The following is a 22,167-nucleotide window of genomic DNA, read 5'->3' as shown; positions in this document are numbered from 1 at the left end:
TGATTATAGCTTAGACAGCTAGCCAAGACGAGAGCAAGATTAGCCAATTGTGCTTGCAGCGGCACGGAAATCGCGGGGTCTTGCGCCAAAAACGCCCAAGGCGACAAAATAACTGACCGCACCGGCCGCACAGAGATAGAAAATATTTAATACCCGCTGCCACCACAGCCAATCAATCCACAGCGACGCTTCTGGTATTAGCTGCCAAAGGACCGCCGCCATAACCACTGCCGCTGCCGTTAAACGCAGCAAGACCATGGTCATTGCGGCCATGGGTGCATAGACTTGTTGATGACGTAAACCGCGGTATAAGAGACCTGCATTCAGGCAAGCCGAGAGTGAAGTGGCCAGCGCCAAGCCTATATGCCCCAACTGCCAGAAGTGATGTAGCGGCAGCACCAAAGCGATATTCATCACCATATTGGCCGCCATGGCGATAATGCCGATTTTTACTGGGGTTTTGGTATCTTGGCGAGAGAAGTAACCCGGCGCCAATACCTTGATTAACATAAAAGCTATTAAACCTATCGCGTAGGCCTGCAAGCTATAGGAAGCCATGGTGACATCGCTTACGGTAAATTGCCCGTACTGGAATAAGGTCATTAAAATCGGTTCGGCCAATATCATTAAGGCTACTGCTGCGGGGATAGCGATCAATAGCACCATACGGATCGCCCAGTCCAATGTGGCTCGAAACGCTTCTATCGAGGTATTGGCTTGCTGTCGCGATAAACTCGGCAAAATAACCGTGCTAATAGCAATAGCAAAAACACCGAGCGGCAGTTCCACCAGACGGTCAGAATAATACAGCCACGACACACTGCCCGCAGGTAAAAATGACGCCAGCACCACATCCAGCAATAGATTAATCTGGCTGACTGACACCCCAAAAATAGCGGGCCCCATTAACACCAGAATCCTTCGCACCCCTTCATCCTGCCAATCCCAAGCAGGTTTTGGCGTTAGGCGCAGGCCATGTATAAAGGGTAGCTGGAAAGTTAGCTGCAAAATACCTGCTGCCAGCACACCCCAGGCTAAAGCAAAAGCGGGCTCATCAAAATAAGGGGCGGCCACAATCGCAGCGGTAATCAGTGCAATATTTAATAACACCGGCGTAAAAGCTGGCACCGCAAATCGACCATAACTGTTGAGTACCGCACCACAAAAACCGGTTAGCGAAATCAGCAATAAGTACGGAAAGGTAATGCGGATCATATCGCTGGTTAACTGATAGCGAAGTGGATCTTCTGCGAGGAAAAAGCCTGGAGCGAAAACGGCGGTAATTACCGGCGCACCCACCACCGCCAAACCGGTCACAATTAATAAGCTGCCGCCCAATGCCCCGGCGACTTTATTGACCAGCAATTGCACCGCATTAAAGTCGCGCTGCTCACGATACTCTGATAACACCGGCACAAAGGCTTGCGAAAAGGCGCCTTCGGCAAACAGCTTGCGCATAAAATTAGGGATTTTAAAAGCCACAAAAAAAGCATCTGCTGCGGCAGTGGCACCAACAAAGTGAGCAATCACCACATCGCGGCATAAGCCTAAGACGCGTGACAACATCGTCATCATGCCCACCACTAAACTGGACTTTAATAAGCCGGTTTTTGGTTCGGGCTGATCAGATGTTGAGGTCGACATTAAAAACGGCTACCCGTATACCAATTAACATCGCGGGCATTTTTCTCTATCTGATTTTCTACATCCAACATCAAAGCAAATAACGCCATTCTAACCACTACACCGTTATCGGCCTGACGAAATATCGCAAGATTGGGGTTGTCGTTAAGGTCATTGTCTAATTCATTGGCGCCTTCACGAGAATCGCGCGGTAATGGGTGCATAATGACGGTATTGGGTTCGCAAAAGCGGGTATAAATAGCCTGATTCAGGCGGTAACGCCCACGGTATAAATCCGCTTCTTCCTGACTGGAAAAACGCTCTTCCTGAATCCGAGTTGAGTAGGCAATATCAACATGGGCAATGCTTTCTTCCATCGCATCGGATTCGGTCACTGAAAGACCGGCAACACGCATTTTCTCAATAATATCACCGGGCATTTTTAATTCTTGCGGCGAGATTAATGTCACGCTGACGTTTTGATACAGAGTTAATAATTTGCAGAGAGAATGAACAGTACGGCCAAACTTTAAGTCGCCAATCAGGGCGATACGCAAGCCATCCAAATCGCGATGGTGATCCTGCAGCTCTTTTTTAATGGTATATAAATCCAACAGCGCCTGACTGGGATGCTCATTAGCACCATCGCCACCATTGATGACCGGCACTCGGCTAGCGGCAGCAAATTCGGCGACTGAACCGGCCTGTGGATGACGCATAACAATGGCATCACTATAACCGCTGAGGACTCTAGCAGTGTCATAGAGTGACTCGCCCTTGGCAATCGCTGAAGACTCAAAACCGATGGTTTCACGCACCTCACCGCCCAGTAAATTAAAGGCACTACCAAAGCTAACACGAGTACGGGTACTAGGCTCAAAAAACATACTGCCCAAAATCGCTCCATCCAGTACTTTGGTCACCCGTTTGCGCTGGGCATAGGGCCTCATACGATCAGCGATATCAAAAATACGATCGATATCAATACGTTCAAACTGACCAATGGAAAGAATATGGCTGCCGGTGAATTTCAATCCTGTCTCTCCGCTTCTATTCGTTTCTATTCGTTTTTTATTGCTGTTATAGATAATTAACCAGCTTGGTCAACCGTCACAGAATCACTAACCGCATCACCAAATTGTAGGCCAGCCCATCTTGAATACAAGGCTGAACTGGCCAGTAGTTGTTGATGAGTACCGGTTTCCACCAAACGCCCGTGATCCAATACGGCAATGGTATCAACATTGACCACAGTGGCCAATCGGTGAGCTATTACTATACTGGTTCTATCTTGCATCAGATGCTCCAGCGCCTGCTGGACTTGGTATTCACTTTCCGCATCTAGCGCACTGGTGGCCTCATCTAACAATAATAGCTTGGGATCTTTTAATATGGCTCTGGCGATAGCAATACGCTGCCGTTGACCGCCGGATAATCTGACACCGGACTCACCCACAAAACTGTTATAGCCTTCCGGTAATTTTTCAATAAACTCGTCGGCATAGGCAGCTTTGGCAGCAGCGTGCACTTGGGCATCACTAGCTTCTGGACGACCATAGCGAATATTTTCTAACACAGAGTCACTAAACAGCACCGGTTGCTGCGGAACAATAGCAATACACTGGCGCAGTTCCTTAGGGTCCAACTGACAAATATCGATACCATCAAATAAAATTTTGCCGTCGGTGACATCATAAAAACGCAGAATCAAATCGACCAAAGTCGACTTACCGGCGCCGGAGCTACCCACCAATGCCAGACTGCTACCGGCAGTCAAATTAAGGGTTAATTGATCAATGGCTGGCGTTTCCGGCCTAGAAGGATAACAAAAACTGACATGATCAAAACATAACTCGCCGCGTACCTGTTCAGGCAGATGCTCTGGCTCAGCCGGTGCCTGAATCAAATTATCGGCCTGCATTAACTCCAGCAAACGTTCAGTGGCACCCGCAGCCCGCTGTAAATCACTATATACCTCACTGATTGCACCCACCGACATCGCCACCATAAAGGCATAAAAAATAAACGCCGCTAATTCACCCGCCGTAATCTTGCCTGCGATCACATCGTGACCACCGACCCACAGCATATAGCCAATGGCACCAAATACCAGTGCAATGACAATGGCTGTTAGCCATGCCCGATGCTTGATGCGACGCAAAGCCACCTCAAAGGCCGCTTCAACCTGATTGGAAAAAGTATCGCTATCGCGTTGCTGGTGATTAAAGGCTTGCACAATTTTGATATTTTTCAGTGATTCCCCGACAAAGCCGCCAAACGCGGCCACCTTATCTTGACTACTGCGGGACAGGTTTCTGACATGACGACCAAAAACAATGATCGGCATAATCACCAACGGCACACTGATTAATACAATGGCGGTTAATTTAGGATTGGTAAACAGTAGTAAGATAATACCGCCAATAAATAACAGCACATTACGCAGGGCCATGGAAACCGAAGAGCCAATAACGGTTTGCAACAGGGTGGTATCGGTGGTGATACGAGATTGGATTTCGCCACTGAGATTGGTCTCAAAAAAACCGGGGTGCAGTTCGATCACCCTGCTGTAAACGGCGCGACGCAAATCGGCGCTGACCCGTTCGCCAATCCATGACACCAAATAAAACCGCGCAAAGGTCCCCATCGACAATAACAGCACGATAAACATAAACATGATGATGGTTTGGTCCAAACCGGCGCCCGCACCTTGACCAAAACCACGGTCTATCATCATCCGCAGACCCTGCCCCATCGACAGGGTAACGCCAGCGGTAAAGGTTAAGGCAAACAGAGCCGCCACTACATACCAGCGGTAGGGCTTTAAAAAAACCAACATTGCCGATAGAACTTTGATATTGCGACTGCTGTCGCGCTGTTCAGATATATCGCCTCGCACTGAAAACCCTTATAACTATTGATATGCCATGCCAAGTTAAGCGTGGCGGTATTATCACAGCTGGCTATTATCACCGCTATAGGTGCAAGGTAAAAGGGCTGTGAGTGGTTAACCGGAGTATTTTTAACAATATTCGGCTATTTTGAGCTGGTTACCATCTGCATAACCGACTATCGATCCACAGAGTTGGCTGGCGATATTTTTTGGCTTTACCCAGCATCTGCGATTTATTGGATTGGCTGGTAGTGGATGCCCGCTAGCAAACACTTTTCTCTGCGGGGTAATTTTTTAATGACCGCCTCACGTTTACTGGCTTCACTACGATTTTGACTGGCTTCCTGAAATACTATTTTTTTTGGCTTATCGGAGCGGAAAAACTTTGCACCCTTTTTGCCTGCCGCCCCACTATGCTCAGCAAAACGGCGCTCAATATCGGTGGTAATACCGGTATACAGTCTGCCGCTTTCTGTCTCCACCATATAGACCCACCAAGACAACGGTTGTTTGGCAGTCATTGGCTATTCGCCTGGTTAATTTTTTTAGGCAAGAACTTGATCACTGTAATCCAATAGTTGTTCTAATATCTGTCGATCGCGTTCGCTAATATTAGCGTCTTCCATCAAGCCATGCACTTTATCCAGATAGTCTTCGAGAATAATGCTGCCGCCGCCGTCGACTTCTGTTAAACGCTGATAGCGATACTCATGCCATTGGTGTTTTTCATCGTCGGTTAGTGAATCGGGATAGTTGCGCGCACGGTAACGGAATAACATATCCGTCAGACGTGCGTCTTCAAAATAGAAAGTGCTATCACGCAATTCTTCGGGAGTACTGGCGCGTATTTGAGCCATCATACTTTTATCATTTTGGCCAAAAAAACCACCGCTATAAAGCATAGCATCCGGATCCTTTTGCTCAGGAAAAGCTTGCGATGAAAATACCTCGGCCAATTTTTCCGTTAAAGGATCGGCGTTGATAATTTGCTGATAATGCTGGCGGGCCTTGGCCAAATCCAATTGAATACGCTGAGCCGTAGCAGCATCCAACAAATCTGCAGTGGCAACCACCGGGCACCGATTGATTTGAATGGTTTTTAACGGAATCCGCTCAATCCCTGCTGGCAATTCTGCAACCGGGGTATATAACCGCTTGCAAACTTCTTCGGCATTTAATTCAAGTAAAGGCGCAGGATCAACAGCCAAGTCATAACAAATAACAGCATTTTTATTACTGGGATGCATCGCCAAAGGCATTATCAGGCTGGTGCAAAAGCGGCTGGCGGAAAACATACCCGATGTGTGTAACACTGGCTTTTTTTGCGCAACGTCGAGTAAATTGATCACTTCACTTTTATTACGCAACTTAAAGACATAATCGAATAACTTGGGTTGTTTCTCTTTAATTAATTTAGCGACGGCAATAGTGGCATAGACATCGGACAAGGCATCATGCGCAGCCTCATGACTGATACCATTTGCCTGAGTGATATGTTCGAGTTTAAAACTGGCACTACCATCTTCATGGCTGGGCCAAACAATCCCCTCCGGACGCAAGGCACAACACAGCCTGACCATATCGATAATATCCCAACGCGAATTACCGTTTTGCCACTCGCGGGCATAGGGGTCATAAAAATTACGATATAAGGTATAGCGGCTAACCTCATCATCAAAACGGATACTGTTATAACCCACTGCGCAGGTGCCGGGCTGGACAAACTCGGCATGAATCTGGCGAATAAACTCAGCCTCTGGTGCACCCTGCTCAAGGGCCTGCTGTGGTGTAATACCGGTAACCAAACAAGCCTCGGGATGCGGCAGCATATCAGCGGCAGGCTGGCAAAAAATAACCAAGGGCTCGCCAATAATATTAAAATTTGCGTCGGTACGAATACCGGCAAATTGTGATGGACGATCACGAGCGGGATCGATGCCGAAGGTTTCGTAATCGTGCCAATAGAAAGAAAAATCTGCCATAGAAAAAATTAATCCTTATCGAGTGTTGCTTGCTCTCATTGTTCTATGCTAATTTTTGTACTGTCAACGGATTATGACATATCGAACTTTGCAGAAGGAACTGCAACATGAAGATTAATCAATATTATCTCCCAACACTCCCTTCTCTGCCAAACGGCTTTAGCTTAATCGAACTACTCACTACCTTGAGCGTGATAATGATAACCATGGGGTTCGGTCTCTCTGGATTATCACAATGGTTACACTATCAAACCGAAACTACCCTGTTTAATTCACTCAGCCATTTAACCCAGTTCGCACGAACCACAGCCATTAAAGACGGCCAATATCTTACTATTTGCGCCAGCATCGATAAAATCACCTGCAATGGCCAATGGAACAATACGATTATCGTGTTTAGTGACATTAATACCAACGAATCGGTAGACGATCGAGACGTTATTTATCGGGTATTAACACTACCAAAAACAACCCCCTGCATCCAATGGAAGGCAGGCCTTGGTCGTCAGTATTTGCAGTTCAAACCCTCGGGAGCCAGCAATGGCACAGCGGGACATTTCCGATTTTGCGAACCTATTGGCACCACCGGTAACAAAAGGCTTGTAGTAGCGCTTAATGGTCGAACCTCGTTGAGAAGCCTCTAGCTTTAATATCAGGGAAGCTGGCAATGGGTATTTTCTTAAAGCAACTTGGCATAACCATGCTGGAGGTAGTGATCAGCATGTTTATTATCAGCGTCGGCTTACTGGGTTTGGCAGGACTACAATTAAATGCGATTAAAGACAGTTTAAACACAGCCCGACAATCACAGACGGCATGGTTGGTCAGTGAACTTGTTGAACGCATACGAGCCAACCCAGCCGGACAAGCGAACAACTACAACACAACACTGACAACGGAAAACTGCAAAAAACCAGTCAAGCTATGCTTAAACACCTCACCGAATCAATGTGGCCCAGCTGAAATGGCTGCATTTGATATCTGGGACGTTTTTTGCGGTGAGGCTTCGCAAAATGTTTTAGCCGATGCCGTTGAATCACTAAAACTATCGACCTTATCGATCTCCTGTGACAGTGACTGCGCTGCTTCCCAAGCAAACTTTAGCATCAGTCTATCTTGGCAGATTCAATCTATTGATAGCCAACAGGCTGATATCGAAAAGCAACAGATTGTTATGAAGGTAAGGCCATAATGATTGATTATCAGCGAGGTTTTAGCCTAATTGAATTAATGATTGCGATGACGCTAGGCCTGCTATTAACGGCAGGTGCCATGCAGTTTATGGCCAGCACCCGACAAACCTTTGAGCTGAATAATGATATTTCTCGCATCCAAGAAAATGGCCGTATTGCTATGGATATACTGGTTAAAGATTTGCGCATGGCAGGCTATCGACAAACATTAAATGGTGATGATACGGCTCCTCACTATTTTGATTTTCAAACCAACTGCAGCCGCGATCATCCAACCTGTACGCTCAACCAATACATTGATAGTACAGATAGCATTACCCATGGCAGTGATAGATTATCGATACAGTATGACCCTCCAGCCGATGATCTTGGCGGTGAAGCTAGAGATTGCCTAGGTAAAAAACTCGATGCCACAGAGCGACATAGCATTATTGTCAATGTTTATACGATTGATACCGTCAACGGTATTAATAGTCTTTATTGCCGTGGCTATAACAAAAACAAAGGCACATGGCTTGAGCGGGGAGCTCAACCACTGATCGATGGTATCGATAATATGCAGGTGTTATATGGCGTGACTGATACCAGCGATAGCACTGGTAGCGTGAATCAATATATGCCTCAAAGCGCATTAGAGGAATCTGACTGGCCCTATATTAAATCCGTCAGCATTGCGCTGTTGGTAAGCAACGGTTTGCAACGAGGTTTTGCCAAGGCGCAAGCGCGCAAATACCGGCTGCTTGATAGCGCGGAACTGGAAACGGCCGACACCGATCGACAGGCCCGCAGGATCTATAGCACTACAGTGCAATTAAAAAACAGTCGTTAACCGGAGCCGGCTATGCCTTCTCACATTCGTCAACAAGGCGCTGTACTAATGGTTAGCTTGATTCTATTGCTGGTAATGACTTTGTTAGGTATCGCTGCAATAGATTTATCCCAACTGCAATCGCAAATGGCTCGCAATAGTTTGCTATCGCAATATCTTCATCAAATAGCCTATAGCGAGATCCAAGCGCAGGTAAAGGCATTGGCAGACCCCGATTACCTTGACAGCGTTACTACTTCAACTACAACCCTTGAAAAACTGCAGTATCAAGGGCTCTCCAAAGATGGTGTGGGATTAATACTAACCGATGCTTTATCGGCAACGCATAATGCCAACGATGACTATACCCAATCTGGCGCAATAGCCTTTATTGGAAATACAGCACCGCCCTCTGGTTATAGTTTGGGCTCGTATGTCGGGAAAAACTACGAAATCTATATTGTCGCCGAATCAACCAGAACTCAATCAACATCAAAACAAACACAGGGGTTAAGTCGCATTGCCCCTCTACTCTAACCAAAGCATTGATCCGGCCGCAGAGCGTGTATGTTGAAAAATTGGCTACAACTAATCGCTGTTATTCTACTGCTTACAAATGGCGTTCTATTATCTGCCGATGATATTGATATCTACCCAAAGCAACGGATGCCCAATGTATTACTCGTTGTCAACGCATCTAACAAATTGCATTCCAAACAATCACTTAAAACCATCCTCGACAATTTTTATCAAACACGCAGACCCGTCACTATCGGATTAATGACATCCGATAGCGAGCATTTGGCTCATAGGTTGGTTGATATTTCCAAGAACAGTAACCTTGAAAGCTTAAAAACAGCCGTAGATTATATTAAACCTGATCAAGCTAATGTTTCTCTGGAAACCTTGCTACAAAAAGCTGTCAAAATTTTCCCCGAACAGAACTCAGTCTGTTCGGAAAACCATATCATCATACTTAACGATCAGAGCAGCCTGAGCAAAGACACCAAACCAAACAACATAAAAATTCATCGGATAGACCTTGGTCAAACTAATAACTCACAAAAAACATCCTCCGTTATTAACGATATTTTTAAGAGCACTACTAAAACCATAGATACTTTGACCACCCCTGTTATTGCCGTCAATGCCTATAACAATTTGCAGCATCGCAGCGATATTTACTTTGCCTTATTTCAACCCAGTGCATCATCACGCTGGGCGGGCAATATCAAAAAGTATCAGCTTGCCAACGGTAAAATTGTCGACGCCAATGGTGCAAATGCCATCCGGCAGGATAAAAATGCCGGTTATTTTAACGACTCTGCATTAAGTTTTTGGACATCAATAACAGACTGGAATCCTGATGATGGTGATAACACAGCGACTGTCGATGGCAATCATATAGACTATGGTGGCTATGGTTACCGACTCGACTCTCCTTCAACGCGTAAAATCTATACCTACCTCAATGACTTTACCCCTAATAACGAAGCACTAGCGACAGAAAGATTAACCAAAGACAACACCAAGATTACTGCCGAACTGCTAGGACTTAAATCTGCCGAAGTCGATAAACGCAACGTCGTACTCAACTGGACACAGGGATATCAGATGAGTGACAACCCATCGCCCAACTACTTTGTTGCCGACTTTATTCATAACCGACCTGCAGTAGTCAGCTATCGCACCTTAAATGCCGATAAAGAACAATTTGATGACACCCTATTTTCTGGCTCTAATAGAGGACTTTTCCATGCTATTGATGCCGCCAGTGGTAATCCAATTTTTAGCTTTATACCCAAACAATTACTGCCAAATCTGACTAGCTATTATCAAAATACGCCAAACCCCTTAAATAAAACCTACGGACTTGATGCTTCAATGACTGTATGGCGCCACGATAGCAATGGCAATGGTAGCGTTGTCAGTAGCTTCGGCGGTATAGATATTCCCGAGACGGGCGACCACGTCTATATTTATCAAGCGATGCGACGGGGTGGTAATAGCCTATTTGCCCTAGATGTCAGTGCTCGGCAGCAACCAAAATTGATGTGGCAAATTAACGGCAAGAAAGATCTCGACCATGATGGTCACAGTGATGCTAGCCCCGGATTTACTGATTTGGGCCAAACCTGGTCACGCCCGCAACTGGCCACTCTGCGCTGGAATTGCACCGATGGCATAACCGGCTGCCAAGATAAAAAAGTCATTTTCTTTGCCGGTGGTTACGATAGCAAACATGACCATCTCGACCTTAGCCATAGCGATCAGGGCAATGCTATTTATATGGTAGATGCGATCAGCGGCAAGTTGCTATGGAGCGCGGGTAAACACGGTCATGATCTTGAGCTGGATAATATGCATTTCAGTATTCCAGCCGATGTTACCGTTGCCGATATTAATGGGGATAATTATGCCGATGTTTTATTTGCCATCGATATTATGGGACAGTTATGGCGCTTTGATCTTAATCAACAGACTAACAATAAAGACGATTTTGCTAAAGGCACCACAGGAGCAATGATTGCCAATCTGGGCGGTGATAATCGTCATTTTTATAATGCTGCTGATATTGCCTATATCCGTCTTCGTGGCCAAACACCTTTTTTAAGCATTGCCGTGGGCAGTGGTTATCGGCCACAGCCTGATAATACTACTATCAAAGATCGCTTCTTTGTTGTTTTTGATCACCATCCATTGACGCCTCCTGCTAATTACAACTATGTGGGTACTAGGGTTATTACCGCCTCCGATATGGCCGCTGTCACGGTCAATCCTAGATTGCATACCCGATCCAGAGCTAATCAGTATGGCTGGTATCTCAATATGGATAGCGCTAATGGTGAAAAAATTCTGTCTTCATCGGTCAGCTTCAATCATCAACTTTTATTCACCACTTATATACCGAGCAGTCAAAATAATAACTGTACAAACACTCGAAGAGAAATAGGCACTGCAAGATACTATATTTTAAACCTACTAAAGGGCCATTCAGTTTTATCTATTTCAGGCAATAGGCAGGCCTATAAAGAGCTTCAACGGCAGGGCATCCCCACTCAACCCAGCATCATTTTTACCACTGAAAATAACTGCATAGCCAATTGCAACACCTCAAACCCATCCCTCAGCAAACAGGACAAGCTGATCGTCTGTATCGGTACTGAGTGCATTAACGATACTGTCGATTTATCCCTGCACAAAACCTATTGGAGAGAATATTGAAAATCAATCGTAGCCGGAAAATCGGATTTACCTTATTGGAAATGTTAGTGGTACTCGTCATCATTGGCCTATTGGCATCCATAGCGATGGTAAATTATCAGGCCTTTGTATTAAAAAGTAATAGAGCAGGCGATGCTCTGCCCTACCTCAATCATATTATGCAGGCGCAGGAGCGTTATGCTGCTGAACAAGGAAGCTATACCGAGGATTTAACCGCTTTAGGTTTCGACGAGGCCCCAATATCACCGGGGGGTCACTATAAAATTGAGGCCGTAGCCTGTGACGGCAGTATTGTTAGATGTGTCAACTTAAGGGCTCTTGCTCAGGGCAACCAAAGCAAGGATAGCAATGACAATGATCTTGATAAGGACGGGAAATATGGCGATATCAGCTATAACAGTCGCGGTGAAAAAACCGGCCTAGATTGAATAGGCATTCAGCTGTAAACCCGAGGCACTCGCAAAGGCATTCTGGTCAACACTTCATAACCAATAGTCCCTGCGCATTCAGCCACTTCATTGGCGGTTAGATGCTCACCCCAAAGCACTACTTCATCACCCACAGCTACATCAGCCAAATCGGTAATATCGACGGTGATCATATCCATTGACACTCGACCGACTAGCGGAGCACGGTTGCCATTAATAATAACCGGCGTTCCATTACGCGCCTGTCGCGGATAGCCATCACCATAACCAACAGCAATGGTGGCAATTTTTGAGGGGCGTTTAGCGGTCCAATTAGCGGAGTAACCTACAGATTCACCCACATCAATATCGCGCACCGCTACAACCTCTGATGACAAGGTCATAACATGACGTAATTTATCCGCATCTTGATGAGCACCACTAAACGGTGTGTTGCCATAAAGCATATAACCCGGTCGATTCCAGTGCTGTCTGGCCTGCGGCCACGCCAACAGTCCCGATGAATTACTGATGCTTAGCGGAGCATTGATACCTTCAACACTGGCCATAAATTGCTTGATCTGTTGATCGGTAAAGGTGCTATCAAGCTCATCGCCACAGGCTAAATGGGTCGCGATAACTATTTCATCTAACACATTGTCGCTGGCTTGAAGTTGCTGGTAATAAGTACTGACATCGCCAAGACCAATACCTAAACGATGCATACCGCTATCCACTTTTAACCATACGGTAACCGGCTGAGTTAAATCGGCATCAATAACACTGTCTAGCTGTTGCTGATTATTCAACATCAACCAGTAGTTATTTTCTGCGGCATGGATGACTTCCTGTTGATTAAAGACACCCCCCATCAATAGCACGGGCTTATTAATACCAGCCTGACGTAATTCATCAGCCTCTTCAATACAGGCCACCCCAAAAGCCGCCGCCATCGAGTCCAACGCCTTAGCTACCGCGACAGCGCCATGGCCATAGGCATTTGCTTTAACCACAGCAAGACATTGTCCATCCGGGACTAAACCCTGTGCTAATTGAAAATTATGCTGTAGCGCCTGTAAATCAACGCGCGCTATTGTCGGCCTGGCCATAACAATGTATTTCCTGAATAAGTTAGTAGTTATATTTGTGGGCAGAAAACAAAGCCTGTGCCTTTTGCCAAATATCGCCCACCTTGCCATCACCTACCGGTTGGCCATCCACCTCAATCACCGGCACCACCTCTTTACTGGAACTGCTAAGCCAGACTTCATCAGCATTGCGTAGCTCATCCATCGTTACCACCCGCTCTTCAACCGGTATAGAACTTTGCTGGCGCAGCACATCCAATAAAATAAGCCGAGTAATGCCGGGTAAAATCTGCTTATCCAGTGACGGGGTAATCACTTTACCCTCTTTAACAATATAAGCATTAACCGCACTGCCTTCAGTCATTTCACCACGCTCATTATAAAGGATGGTTTCATCATTGCCTTCACTATAACCCTGCTGGTAATGCATCACATTACCTAATAGAGCGGTCGTTTTAATATTACATTGTCTCCAGCGTAAATCTTGCATTGTGGAGACTTTATAGCGCTTCACCAGATTGCGATCAGCCACAGGCTCCGGCGGAATTTCAAAGGCAAAGGCAAATACGGTGGGTGTTAGATCTTCGGGGTAAGCGTGATTTCGTTTGGTATCAGCACCGCGACTAACGTGAAAATAAATCCCCAAATTACCCGCACCATTTTTTTCGCTCAGGGTAGTAGCAATTTCACGCCATTGATCATGGCTATAGATAAACTGAATATCCAACGAATTAAGGCCATTATTCATGCGGTCGATATGGGGACCAAAACCCACCAACTTACCTTGGTAGGAAGGAATCACTTCATAAATACCATCACCAAATAAAAAACCTCTATCCATAGGCGAGATCTTGGCCTGCTCCATCGGCAGGTATTCACCGTTTAAATAGACAATACTCATCACTAAAACCTATTTTTAATTAAAATCTTACTCACTAAAACCGATTATCTGCCGCAAGTTGGCAATCATCCTTTGTCCTTCAGCTAAAGGCAAACTATCTTCGGTTAAGTTTGGCTCTTTGGTAACGCCATCTAGGCCGCCGCGGCTGACGATATACGCTAAAATTTGCTGTGAATTTATCCGCTGCAATAAATCAGCCTGTTGCCAATGGGCCAGCATGGCTATTAAGCCATAAGCTGCCCAATTAGACACATCAGCAATCACCAGTTCATCGCAACGGGTAATCGATGGAGTAATATCCAGCTGCGTTATTGCTTTATGGATATTACCCATACCAATTTCATTGCCGCCATCACCAATCGCTAAGGTAGGGCAACGCGCATGATTAAGGAAAAAGTCAAAGCTGGCACAACGGTCGCTAATATCTTCACCATGCATATTGCAGTAGATGCCCTGCTCGGTTAAACCTGCGCGCTCAATCGATAACACCAGATCAGGCTGTAATTTTTCTAGCACCTGCTGTGCTGCAGCCTCGGCACTATTCAAATCATTAACCGTAATTTCATAGACCCGATAATTCGCGGCAATCGCTTTTGACAGAGGCGCATCACAGACAATCACGGGGCTGGCACCTAAAAAGTCCAGTGTTTGGTATAAGGCTATCGCACCGACTGGGCCATCTGTTTCAAAACTATTCAATACCGGAAAGCCGGTGCCCAGTAATACCGTGCCTTTGCATGCCTGCAATAATTTTGCCGCACGCAGACAATATCCCGAGCTTAGTGCCGGCTGCACATCGCGCATACCCCGTAAATTGCGCGCCACCAGTAAATCTTCAATGGATTGACTGAGTGCAAGATCATGTTGATGATCAATAGCATTCATTTTCTTTAGCACCGTTGCAAGGATATTTGCTGAAAGTTGGCTTCGGCAAAATGCAATAAACTATGTGCTTGCTCCATCGATATGGGCTCAAAACAAACCTTGGCACCCGCTGATAATTGCGCCAACCTTGCGGTATCAATAGAAATCATTGAACCAATTTTGGGATAGCCGCCGATGGTTTGGCGATCATTCATCAATACAATCGGCTGGCCATCGGCAGGGATTTGAATAGCACCATGACAAATACCCTCTGATAAAATACCCTCAACCGATGACTGAATGCTTTGTCCTGTTAAACGATAACCCATACGATCACAGCGATCAGAGACGGTATAGTCACTGGTAAAAAACAATCGTTGCTGTACCTCGCTAAAGGTTTCTTGCTGATAGCCCAAAATAACTCTCGCCGTTAATGCATTGCCGTACTGTGGCCGATCATTATCAGCAACAGCATAATGTTGCGCTGTGTGATAACCGGCACAGGGCAATACATCATTCTGCTGTAGAGGCTCACCACTGAGACCGCCAATCGACTCTCGGCTTACCGTTGCGGCGCTACCAAAACTGTGGGAAATATCAAAACCACCGCTCACCGCCAAATAACTTCGACAACCCTGCTGTGCATAACCCAGCTCGATATAATCACCGGCTTTGACCGAATGACTCTGCCACAGTTGGCAGGGCTGACCATTAATCGTTAGAGGCATATCGGCACCGGTCACCGCTATTACGGTATCGACATAGGCTTCAAGTGATAGGCCACCAATACTAATTTCCAAAGCGGTATCGCTAGATGCAGCGTTTTCAACCGCGGCTCCACAAAGACGAGTAGCCCAACGAAAAGCCAGTGGATCCAGAGGCCCGCCGTTGGTTAAGCCAATACCATGAAAACCAAAACGACCGGCATCCTGAATCAAGGTTAATATACCGGGGTTAATGACTTTGAAGCCACTTATCACAGCTCACCCCCCAATGCTAAAAACCGACTGCGGGAAATAGCTTCAAACCGAATGCGATCACCAACAGCCACCGGCATACTCGGCTCTGCCGCCGGATCAAACATGCGCTGCGGACATAAACCCACTAAATTCCAACCTCCGGGCGATGGCGCCGGATAAACAGCGGTTTGACGGTCGGCAATACCAACGGCACCTCGAGGTACTTTTTGTCGCGGTGTTGATAGACGTGCGGTGGCAATTTTTTTATTCACTTGACCTAAATAAGCAAAACCCGGAGCAAAGCCAATGGCATAAACGCGATATTCCTGCTCTTGGTGTAAATCAATCACCTGCTCAATCGACAGCTCGGCATTGGCAGCAATAAGCTCTAACTCTGGCCCCGACTCCGTACTGTAATAAACCGGCAAGGTGACTAATTCGCCCTGCCCTAACTGCACATTATCCTGTTCCGCCAATATCGTTGTTAAGGTTTGGCGAATATAAAAATGATCGGTTTTTAAGGCATCAAAAATTAGCGTTAGCGAGGCATAGGAAGGAATTAAATCAATCAGTACAGAGTCTAGCGCAGCGCTAACAGCCACTGTGGCCACCTGCACTCGAGCCGCCACCTCTGGTGATGCCTGAGCAGAAAAGCCAGCCTCATCAAAATAAATAATCAGCGCATTTTCACCCGCCAGTGCTATTCTCATCCGTTAATTAACTCACGAATGTCCTGAATAGCCTGCACGCCAGCTTTATTATCACCATGCACACAGAGCGTATCAGCCTGCAACTTTAGCGTATTACCATTAATTGTAGTGACGCTTCCTTCGTTACATAACTGTTTCACCTGAGCGAGCATTTTTTCTTTGCTATGAACAGCATCGGGTTTTGAACGTGCCAGCAATCTGCCATCATCGTCATAACAACGATCAGCAAACGCTTCAAAACAAAGATTCAATCCAAAACGCTCTGCTGCCGATTGATGCTCGGCATTTTGCAAAGTTGCCTGTAGCATCAGTGTCAGAGGACGATGGTATTCAGACATAGATGCCATAATGGCATCGCGCACATCGGGTTTTGCCATCATATCGTTATAAAGTGCGCCGTGAGGTTTGACATAGTCCAGTGTAAGACCTGCACTAGCTGCCATACCATCGATTGCCGCAATTTGGTAATGCATCAAACTAATAATTTCTTCGCTACTGCACTGCATCGAGCGGCGACCAAAACCGACTAGATCGGGATATGACGGATGGGCACCGATGACAACCTGATGCGCTTTAGCCAGCGCCAAGGTTTTGCGGATCACCATCGGGTCGCCAGCGTGAAATCCACAGGCGATACTAGCCTGATCGATATAAGGCATCACCGCGGCATCCATTCCCATAGTCCAACTGCCAAAGCTTTCGCCCAAATCACAATTTAGCTGTAATGTCATAGTGGCTACTCCCATGCTGTGCTATAAAAAGGTTGGTATTCAATAGTACTGCCGTTAGCACTATAAATTGGATAACTGGCTATTGGGAATATCGGTGACCAACATACAACCCGGCTCGTGGGTAATACAGAATGATGGTTTGGCCTGTTCCAAAATAACCTGTGGCGTGACACCACAGGCCCAAAAAACCGGAAGTTCATTGGGATTAATATTAACCGTGTCACCAAAATCTGGCTGATTAATATCATTGATCCCAATTAGGGCAGGGTCACCCAAATGAATAGGCGCGCCATGAACCGATGGAAAACGACTAGAGATTTCTACCGCACGGATGGCATCCGCCGCCAAAAAGGGACGCATACTAACGACCATTTTACCGCTAAAGCGTCCGCAGGGACGACAGTCAATATCGGTACGATACATGGGCACATTAAGGTTTTGGCTAAGATTGCGTATCTCAAGGCCTTCGGCAATCAGCGATTGTTCAAAAGAAAAGGAACAGCCCAATAAAAAGCTGACTAGATCATCACGCCAATAGTCTTTAATATCGGCAACCGATGCTTTCAGTTCACCATATTCAAAAATACGGTAACCGGAAATATCAGAACGGATATCAATATCTTCACCCAGATCAGGCAACATATAATCGCCAGCCTGTGAAGCCATACCCACCAAGGGGCAAGGCTTTGGGTTTAACTGACAAAACTGCAGAAATTCGTCAGCCCAATCTTTTGGCAAAATCACCAAATTACATTGTACAAAGCCGGCGGCATAGCCGGAAGTGTTAGCTGTGTGCTGGCCATTGCGGATGCGCTGGCGTAATGCTAATGGAGAGATTTCAGCAGTAGGCATAACAGTTGCTCTGGTTAATTATTAATAGCGCTTAGGTAACCTCTATTGCCTGCTGTTCAATTTTTGCTTGCCATATTTGTGGGCCGGTTTTGTGAACAGACTCACCACGATGGTCAACTGCAACCGTCACCGGCATATCTTCTAATTCGAATTCGTAAATAGCTTCCATACCCAATTCGGGAAAGCCAACCACCTTGGAAGATTTAATTGCTTGGGCAACTAAATAGGCTGCACCGCCTACCGCCATTAGATAAACCGATTGATGATCTTTAATCGCTTCAATCGCGGTTGGGCCTCGCTCGGCTTTGCCGATCATACCTAACAGGCCGGTTTTTTCTAACATGGTGCGAGTAAACTTATCCATACGGGTTGCCGTTGTGGGTCCAGCAGGGCCGACAACTTCATCACCGATAGGATCTACCGGCCCGACGTAATAGATAAAACGCCCTTTCATAGACACCGGCAATTGTTCACCAGCGGCAATCATATCGACCATTTTTTTATGCGCGGCGTCACGGCCGGTTAGCATTTTACCGTTTAATAATAGGGTATCTCCGGGTTGCCAGGTTTTCACTTCTTCCGGTGTGACGGTATCGAGATTAACACGCTTAACATTGCCACCGGCTGCGCGGGTAACCTCGGGCCAGTCTTCCAGTTTTGGCGGTGTTAAGGTGGCGGCGCCGGCGCCGTCCAAGGTAAAGTGGGTATGGCGCGTCGCTGCACAGTTAGGAATAATCGCAACCGCTTTGTTGGCCGCATGGCTTGGATAATCTTTTACTTTGATATCCATAACGGTGGTCAGACCACCCAGACCCTGAGCGCCAATGCCTAGTTTATTGACCTTTTCATGCAGCTCTAGACGCAACTCTTCAGCACGGTTACTGGCACCACGCTGTTGTAAATCCTGAATATCGATAGGCTCTAACAAGGCTTCTTTGGCTAATAACATCGCTTTTTCGGCGGTACCACCAATACCGATACCCAGCATGCCCGGTGGACACCAACCGGCACCCATCTGGGGCACCATCTGCAACACCCAGTCGACTACAGAATCGGAGGGGTTAAGCATGGCAAATTTTGACTTGGCTTCACTACCACCGCCTTTGGCCGCAACGTGGACTTCCACTTTGTCACCGGCAACAATTTCATAGTGAATAACGCCGGGGGTATTGTCTTTGGTGTTAGTACGGGCGCCATCTGGATCAGCCAGAATAGAGGCACGAAGCACATTGTCCGGATCCATATAAGCGCGACGAATACCTTCGTTACACATATCGGTCACCGACATATCCGCTTGCCACTGCACATGCATCCCGACCTTTAAAAACACCGTCACAATACCGGTGTCCTGACAAATGGGGCGATGCCCTTCGGCACACATACGAGAGTTAATTAAAATTTGTGCAATCGCATCTTTAGCGGCCGGGTTTTGCTCGCGTTGGTAGGCTTTATCCATAGCCTGAATAAAATCTACCGGATGGTAATAGGAAATATATTGCAGCGCACCGGCTATGCTTTCGATCAAATCTTCTTGACGGATTACAGTCATCGAAAATAAACCTCTCGTTCAGTAGGGTCTTGTGGAAAAATAGGAGCGTGATTATACACCAAGGTAGCCATTGCCGCGAAAATGAGTATGGCTAAAAAGCACTACGGAGAGAGGGTGTCTTGTGTTTGTTGCATTTGCCCAATTTGTTGCTTTAGGTCACCTATATCGCGGTTAACCTGACGGCGGAAGCCATTAATAGATTCAACCCATTCCTCAGTGGCTTTAACACGGCGATCCAAATTACTGATATCAGCACTAACACGGTTAGTTTTATCAGCCACTGCCTCCAAAGATCTTCCCTGCAGCTTAAGCAGACGCTGACTCTCAGTCACCTGCGCCTGCAACTGCTGGGTTTGCTTTAACTGTTTAGTCAGCCCCGCCACGGCATTATCTCGTTGAGTCATTTGCTGCTTAGCGGATGCGATAAAGGCATCAATAGTCTTTATACTGCCAGCATGCTGCTTCAACAGAACATCATTTTCGGCAAACTGCTGTTTACTTTTTTTCCAGACATTGTCCCAAATTTTGCGTACCTCGGAATCCAATTCACGGAGTTTAACCTTCATCGCGGCGCTGGACTGGTCCATACTTTCATCCGTTACCATTAGACGACGCTCCAGATCACCAATACGCAACTCATAGTTTTGCAGCGATTTTTCGGCTATCTGTAGCTGTTGGTATAAATAACCCGCCAGTGCTGCCGTCGCCAATAACACTAGCACTACCAGTGTCAAAATGGACTTGGTCACTGTGGAAGTAGCGCCCGCGTCACCAACTTCAGGCACTTCCCCCAAACGACTCGCCAGCAAACCTTTGGCTTGAGTTCGCTGAAAGGAAGCAATCTCATCATGGGCAGGGGTTATTTCAGGCACATGATCTATAGAGTCATTATCTCGTTGGGACATAAAGTTATTCACATCATCCTATTAATATTGCACGATTTAGCACAATTATTAGCCAAAATGATCGCAGAGCGATTATTGATCGTAACACTAGCAAATTGGCGCAACTGTACACAGATTTTTATTAAACATAGCAAAAATTTTTATCGATGCGGCCATTTAACGATTTTATAGACTCTGAAATACAATTTGGGTTTCCTTTTATCGATAAATAGCCTATATAGTTATATTAAATTCAATGCCTTACCAGCTATTTGCTGAATCAGTGACAGTTGGGTTAGGGGATTGAAAACAATAAACTCATTCCAGTTTTAGGGGATTCTCAATGGAAAGCTTCATCAGTCATGATATTTTGTTTCGCTGGCTACACGTCATCTTTGGGATTACGTGGATCGGCCTTTTGTATTACTTCAATTTTATCCAGGGCGAGTATTTCAAAGAGGCCGAGGCCAGTGCTAAAGCCGATGCTACTAAAAAGCTGGCCCCTCGCGCATTATGGTGGTTCCGCTGGGGCGCCATGTTCACCTTTATCACTGGGGTATTGTTGTTAATCGGTATCCGCAAAACTTGGGGTATTGATGGCTATATCACCATGGGCGCTCTGATGGGTACGCTTATGTTTTTGAACGTTTGGCTGATCATCTGGCCAAACCAGAAGATTGTCACGGGTATCGTTGACGGCGACGCTGCCGTAGCTGGCCCTAAAGCGCTGTTAGCCTCACGCACCAACACCCTCTTCTCTATGCCGATGGTTCTGGGCATGACCGCGTCTACTCACGGCGGCGGTGCTGCGAGCAATTTAGTTGACCACGCGACTCTGCCGGCCGTGGACCCGTCGATGGGTTTGCTAGCTGTAATTGCCATTATTATTCTTTTGGAAGCCAATGCTATCTTCGGTAAGGTTGGCCCAATGGCATCGGTTAAAGGGGTTATCCACTGCTCTGTTGCCTTAACTGTTGTTTGTCTGAGCTTATTACAGTTTGTATAAGTAGCAGGCTAAGTGATATCGAAGCCCGGCTAGTCCGGGCTTTTTTGTGCCTTTAAAAAACCTGATTGCCACCAAGGCGCCAATAACAGGCAAAAAAAACCCCGACAATGCCGGGGCTCTTTATCAGCGCTAAAGCGGTTATTACATCATACCGCCCATACCACCCATACCACCCATGCCGCCCATATCAGGCATAGCAGGGGCGCCGGCAGCTGCTTCAGCAGGAAGATCAGCAACCATCGCTTCGGTGGTGATCATCAAACCAGCAATAGAACCGGCTGCTTGCAGTGCTGTACGAGTTACCTTGGCAGGATCAAGAATTCCCATCTCGATCATATCACCGTACTCGCCAGTACCCGCATTAAAGCCAAAGTTACCTTCGCCGTTCTTGATTTTATCAAGCACAACCGAAGACTCATCGCCGGCATTATCAACAATTTGACGTAAAGGGGCTTCCATCGCACGACGGGCCAAGTTAATACCCACCGTTTG

Annotated in this window: 22 protein-coding genes; 7 read left to right on the top strand and 15 right to left on the bottom strand. The window is 46.4% G+C overall.

The genetic code is table 11. The features are described from left to right. Positions 1 to 39: 39 nt before the first annotated feature. The 5 genes from murJ to sbcB all read right to left on the bottom strand — a co-directional run bounded on the left by murJ (position 40) and on the right by sbcB (position 6,498). The gene (gene murJ / locus AACP44_RS00700) at positions 40 to 1,644 is read right to left on the bottom strand and encodes a murein biosynthesis integral membrane protein MurJ (RefSeq protein WP_339338000.1); all 1,605 of its coding nucleotides are present in this window, start codon (positions 1,642 to 1,644) and stop codon (positions 40 to 42) included. Next, complete coding sequence (locus AACP44_RS00695) at positions 1,644 to 2,657, bottom strand: aspartate carbamoyltransferase (protein WP_339337998.1); 1,014 nt, start codon at positions 2,655 to 2,657, stop codon at positions 1,644 to 1,646. Before AACP44_RS00695 ends, murJ begins: the two co-directional genes overlap by 1 nt. A 56-nt stretch (positions 2,658 to 2,713) precedes the next feature. After that, positions 2,714 to 4,522: an ABC transporter transmembrane domain-containing protein gene (locus tag AACP44_RS00690; protein ID WP_339337996.1), complete on the bottom strand. Its 1,809-nt coding sequence runs from the start codon at positions 4,520 to 4,522 to the stop codon at positions 2,714 to 2,716. A 227-nt stretch (positions 4,523 to 4,749) separates the two neighbouring features. Continuing rightward, positions 4,750 to 5,037, bottom strand: coding sequence for a GIY-YIG nuclease family protein (locus tag AACP44_RS00685; protein ID WP_339337994.1), 288 nt, complete (start codon positions 5,035 to 5,037; stop codon positions 4,750 to 4,752). Positions 5,038 to 5,061: 24 nt separating this feature from the next. After that, positions 5,062 to 6,498, bottom strand: coding sequence for an exodeoxyribonuclease I (sbcB, locus tag AACP44_RS00680; RefSeq protein WP_339337992.1), 1,437 nt, complete (start codon positions 6,496 to 6,498; stop codon positions 5,062 to 5,064). Between the two features lie 107 nt (positions 6,499 to 6,605). Between sbcB and AACP44_RS00675 the strand changes: the two genes are divergently transcribed. The 6 genes from AACP44_RS00675 to AACP44_RS00650 are packed head-to-tail and all read left to right on the top strand — an operon-like array spanning position 6,606 to position 12,152. Beyond that, positions 6,606 to 7,142 (top strand): GspH/FimT family pseudopilin, encoded by a 537-nt coding sequence (locus AACP44_RS00675; RefSeq protein ID WP_339337990.1) that lies wholly within the window; start codon positions 6,606 to 6,608, stop codon positions 7,140 to 7,142. Positions 7,143 to 7,165: 23 nt separating this feature from the next. Continuing rightward, positions 7,166 to 7,690, top strand: a complete 525-nt coding sequence (pilV, locus tag AACP44_RS00670; protein ID WP_339337988.1) for a type IV pilus modification protein PilV — start codon at positions 7,166 to 7,168, stop codon at positions 7,688 to 7,690. Further along, positions 7,690 to 8,520, top strand: coding sequence for a PilW family protein (locus tag AACP44_RS00665; protein ID WP_339337986.1), 831 nt, complete (start codon positions 7,690 to 7,692; stop codon positions 8,518 to 8,520). Before pilV ends, AACP44_RS00665 begins: the two co-directional genes overlap by 1 nt. Positions 8,521 to 8,532: 12 nt before the next feature. Further along, positions 8,533 to 9,036: a PilX N-terminal domain-containing pilus assembly protein gene (locus tag AACP44_RS00660; RefSeq protein WP_339337984.1), complete on the top strand. Its 504-nt coding sequence runs from the start codon at positions 8,533 to 8,535 to the stop codon at positions 9,034 to 9,036. Positions 9,037 to 9,066: 30 nt separating this feature from the next. After that, a complete protein-coding gene (locus AACP44_RS00655) occupies positions 9,067 to 11,724 on the top strand; it encodes a PilC/PilY family type IV pilus protein (RefSeq protein WP_339337982.1) in 2,658 nt (885 codons plus the stop codon). Then, positions 11,721 to 12,152 carry a type IV pilin protein gene (locus AACP44_RS00650; RefSeq protein WP_339337980.1) on the top strand — a complete coding sequence of 144 codons (432 nt, stop codon included), beginning with the start codon at positions 11,721 to 11,723 and terminating at the stop codon, positions 12,150 to 12,152. The genes AACP44_RS00655 and AACP44_RS00650 overlap by 4 nt, the downstream gene beginning before the upstream one ends. 8 nt (positions 12,153 to 12,160) lie before the next feature. On the opposite strand, the gene alr is transcribed toward AACP44_RS00650, so the two are convergent. From alr to AACP44_RS00605, 9 genes are all read right to left on the bottom strand, one after another. Continuing rightward, the gene (alr, locus tag AACP44_RS00645; RefSeq protein ID WP_339337978.1) at positions 12,161 to 13,240 is read right to left on the bottom strand and encodes an alanine racemase; all 1,080 of its coding nucleotides are present in this window, start codon (positions 13,238 to 13,240) and stop codon (positions 12,161 to 12,163) included. Positions 13,241 to 13,262: 22 nt separating this feature from the next. Then, positions 13,263 to 14,120, bottom strand: a complete 858-nt coding sequence (locus AACP44_RS00640; RefSeq protein WP_339337976.1) for an aminotransferase class IV — start codon at positions 14,118 to 14,120, stop codon at positions 13,263 to 13,265. 27 nt (positions 14,121 to 14,147) lie between these two features. Next, entirely contained in the window at positions 14,148 to 15,005 is an 858-nt protein-coding gene (locus tag AACP44_RS00635) for a glutamate cyclase domain-containing protein (protein WP_339337974.1), read from the bottom strand. A 5-nt stretch (positions 15,006 to 15,010) separates the two neighbouring features. After that, positions 15,011 to 15,964, bottom strand: a complete 954-nt coding sequence (locus AACP44_RS00630; RefSeq protein WP_339337972.1) for a biotin-dependent carboxyltransferase family protein — start codon at positions 15,962 to 15,964, stop codon at positions 15,011 to 15,013. Beyond that, entirely contained in the window at positions 15,961 to 16,653 is a 693-nt protein-coding gene (gene pxpB / locus AACP44_RS00625) for a 5-oxoprolinase subunit PxpB (RefSeq protein ID WP_339337970.1), read from the bottom strand. Before pxpB ends, AACP44_RS00630 begins: the two co-directional genes overlap by 4 nt. Further along, positions 16,650 to 17,384 carry a 5-oxoprolinase subunit PxpA gene (locus AACP44_RS00620; protein ID WP_339337968.1) on the bottom strand — a complete coding sequence of 245 codons (735 nt, stop codon included), beginning with the start codon at positions 17,382 to 17,384 and terminating at the stop codon, positions 16,650 to 16,652. The genes pxpB and AACP44_RS00620 overlap by 4 nt, the downstream gene beginning before the upstream one ends. Positions 17,385 to 17,444: 60 nt before the next feature. Further along, a complete protein-coding gene (locus AACP44_RS00615; RefSeq protein WP_339337966.1) occupies positions 17,445 to 18,236 on the bottom strand; it encodes a putative hydro-lyase in 792 nt (263 codons plus the stop codon). Between the two features lie 31 nt (positions 18,237 to 18,267). Further along, a complete protein-coding gene (locus AACP44_RS00610; RefSeq protein WP_339337964.1) occupies positions 18,268 to 19,785 on the bottom strand; it encodes a fumarate hydratase in 1,518 nt (505 codons plus the stop codon). A 101-nt stretch (positions 19,786 to 19,886) separates the two neighbouring features. Continuing rightward, positions 19,887 to 20,690: a hypothetical protein gene (locus AACP44_RS00605; RefSeq protein ID WP_339337962.1), complete on the bottom strand. Its 804-nt coding sequence runs from the start codon at positions 20,688 to 20,690 to the stop codon at positions 19,887 to 19,889. A gap of 322 nt (positions 20,691 to 21,012) precedes the next feature. On the opposite strand from AACP44_RS00605, the gene AACP44_RS00600 reads away from it, so the two are divergent. Beyond that, on the top strand, positions 21,013 to 21,675 hold the full coding sequence (locus tag AACP44_RS00600; RefSeq protein WP_339337960.1) for a urate hydroxylase PuuD: 663 nt from the start codon (positions 21,013 to 21,015) through the stop codon (positions 21,673 to 21,675). Between the two features lie 141 nt (positions 21,676 to 21,816). Here the strand turns inward: AACP44_RS00600 and AACP44_RS00595 are convergent. Further along, positions 21,817 to 22,167: TCP-1/cpn60 chaperonin family protein (locus tag AACP44_RS00595; RefSeq protein ID WP_339337958.1), on the bottom strand; the 351-nt coding region annotated here is incomplete at its 5' end.

The sequence above is a fragment of the uncultured Oceanicoccus sp. genome, assembly GCF_963968385.1.
Classification (GTDB): domain Bacteria; phylum Pseudomonadota; class Gammaproteobacteria; order Pseudomonadales; family Dasaniaceae; genus Oceanicoccus.
Note: the sequence above shows the minus strand (reverse complement) of the source record. Positions and strands in the feature narration are given on the sequence as shown.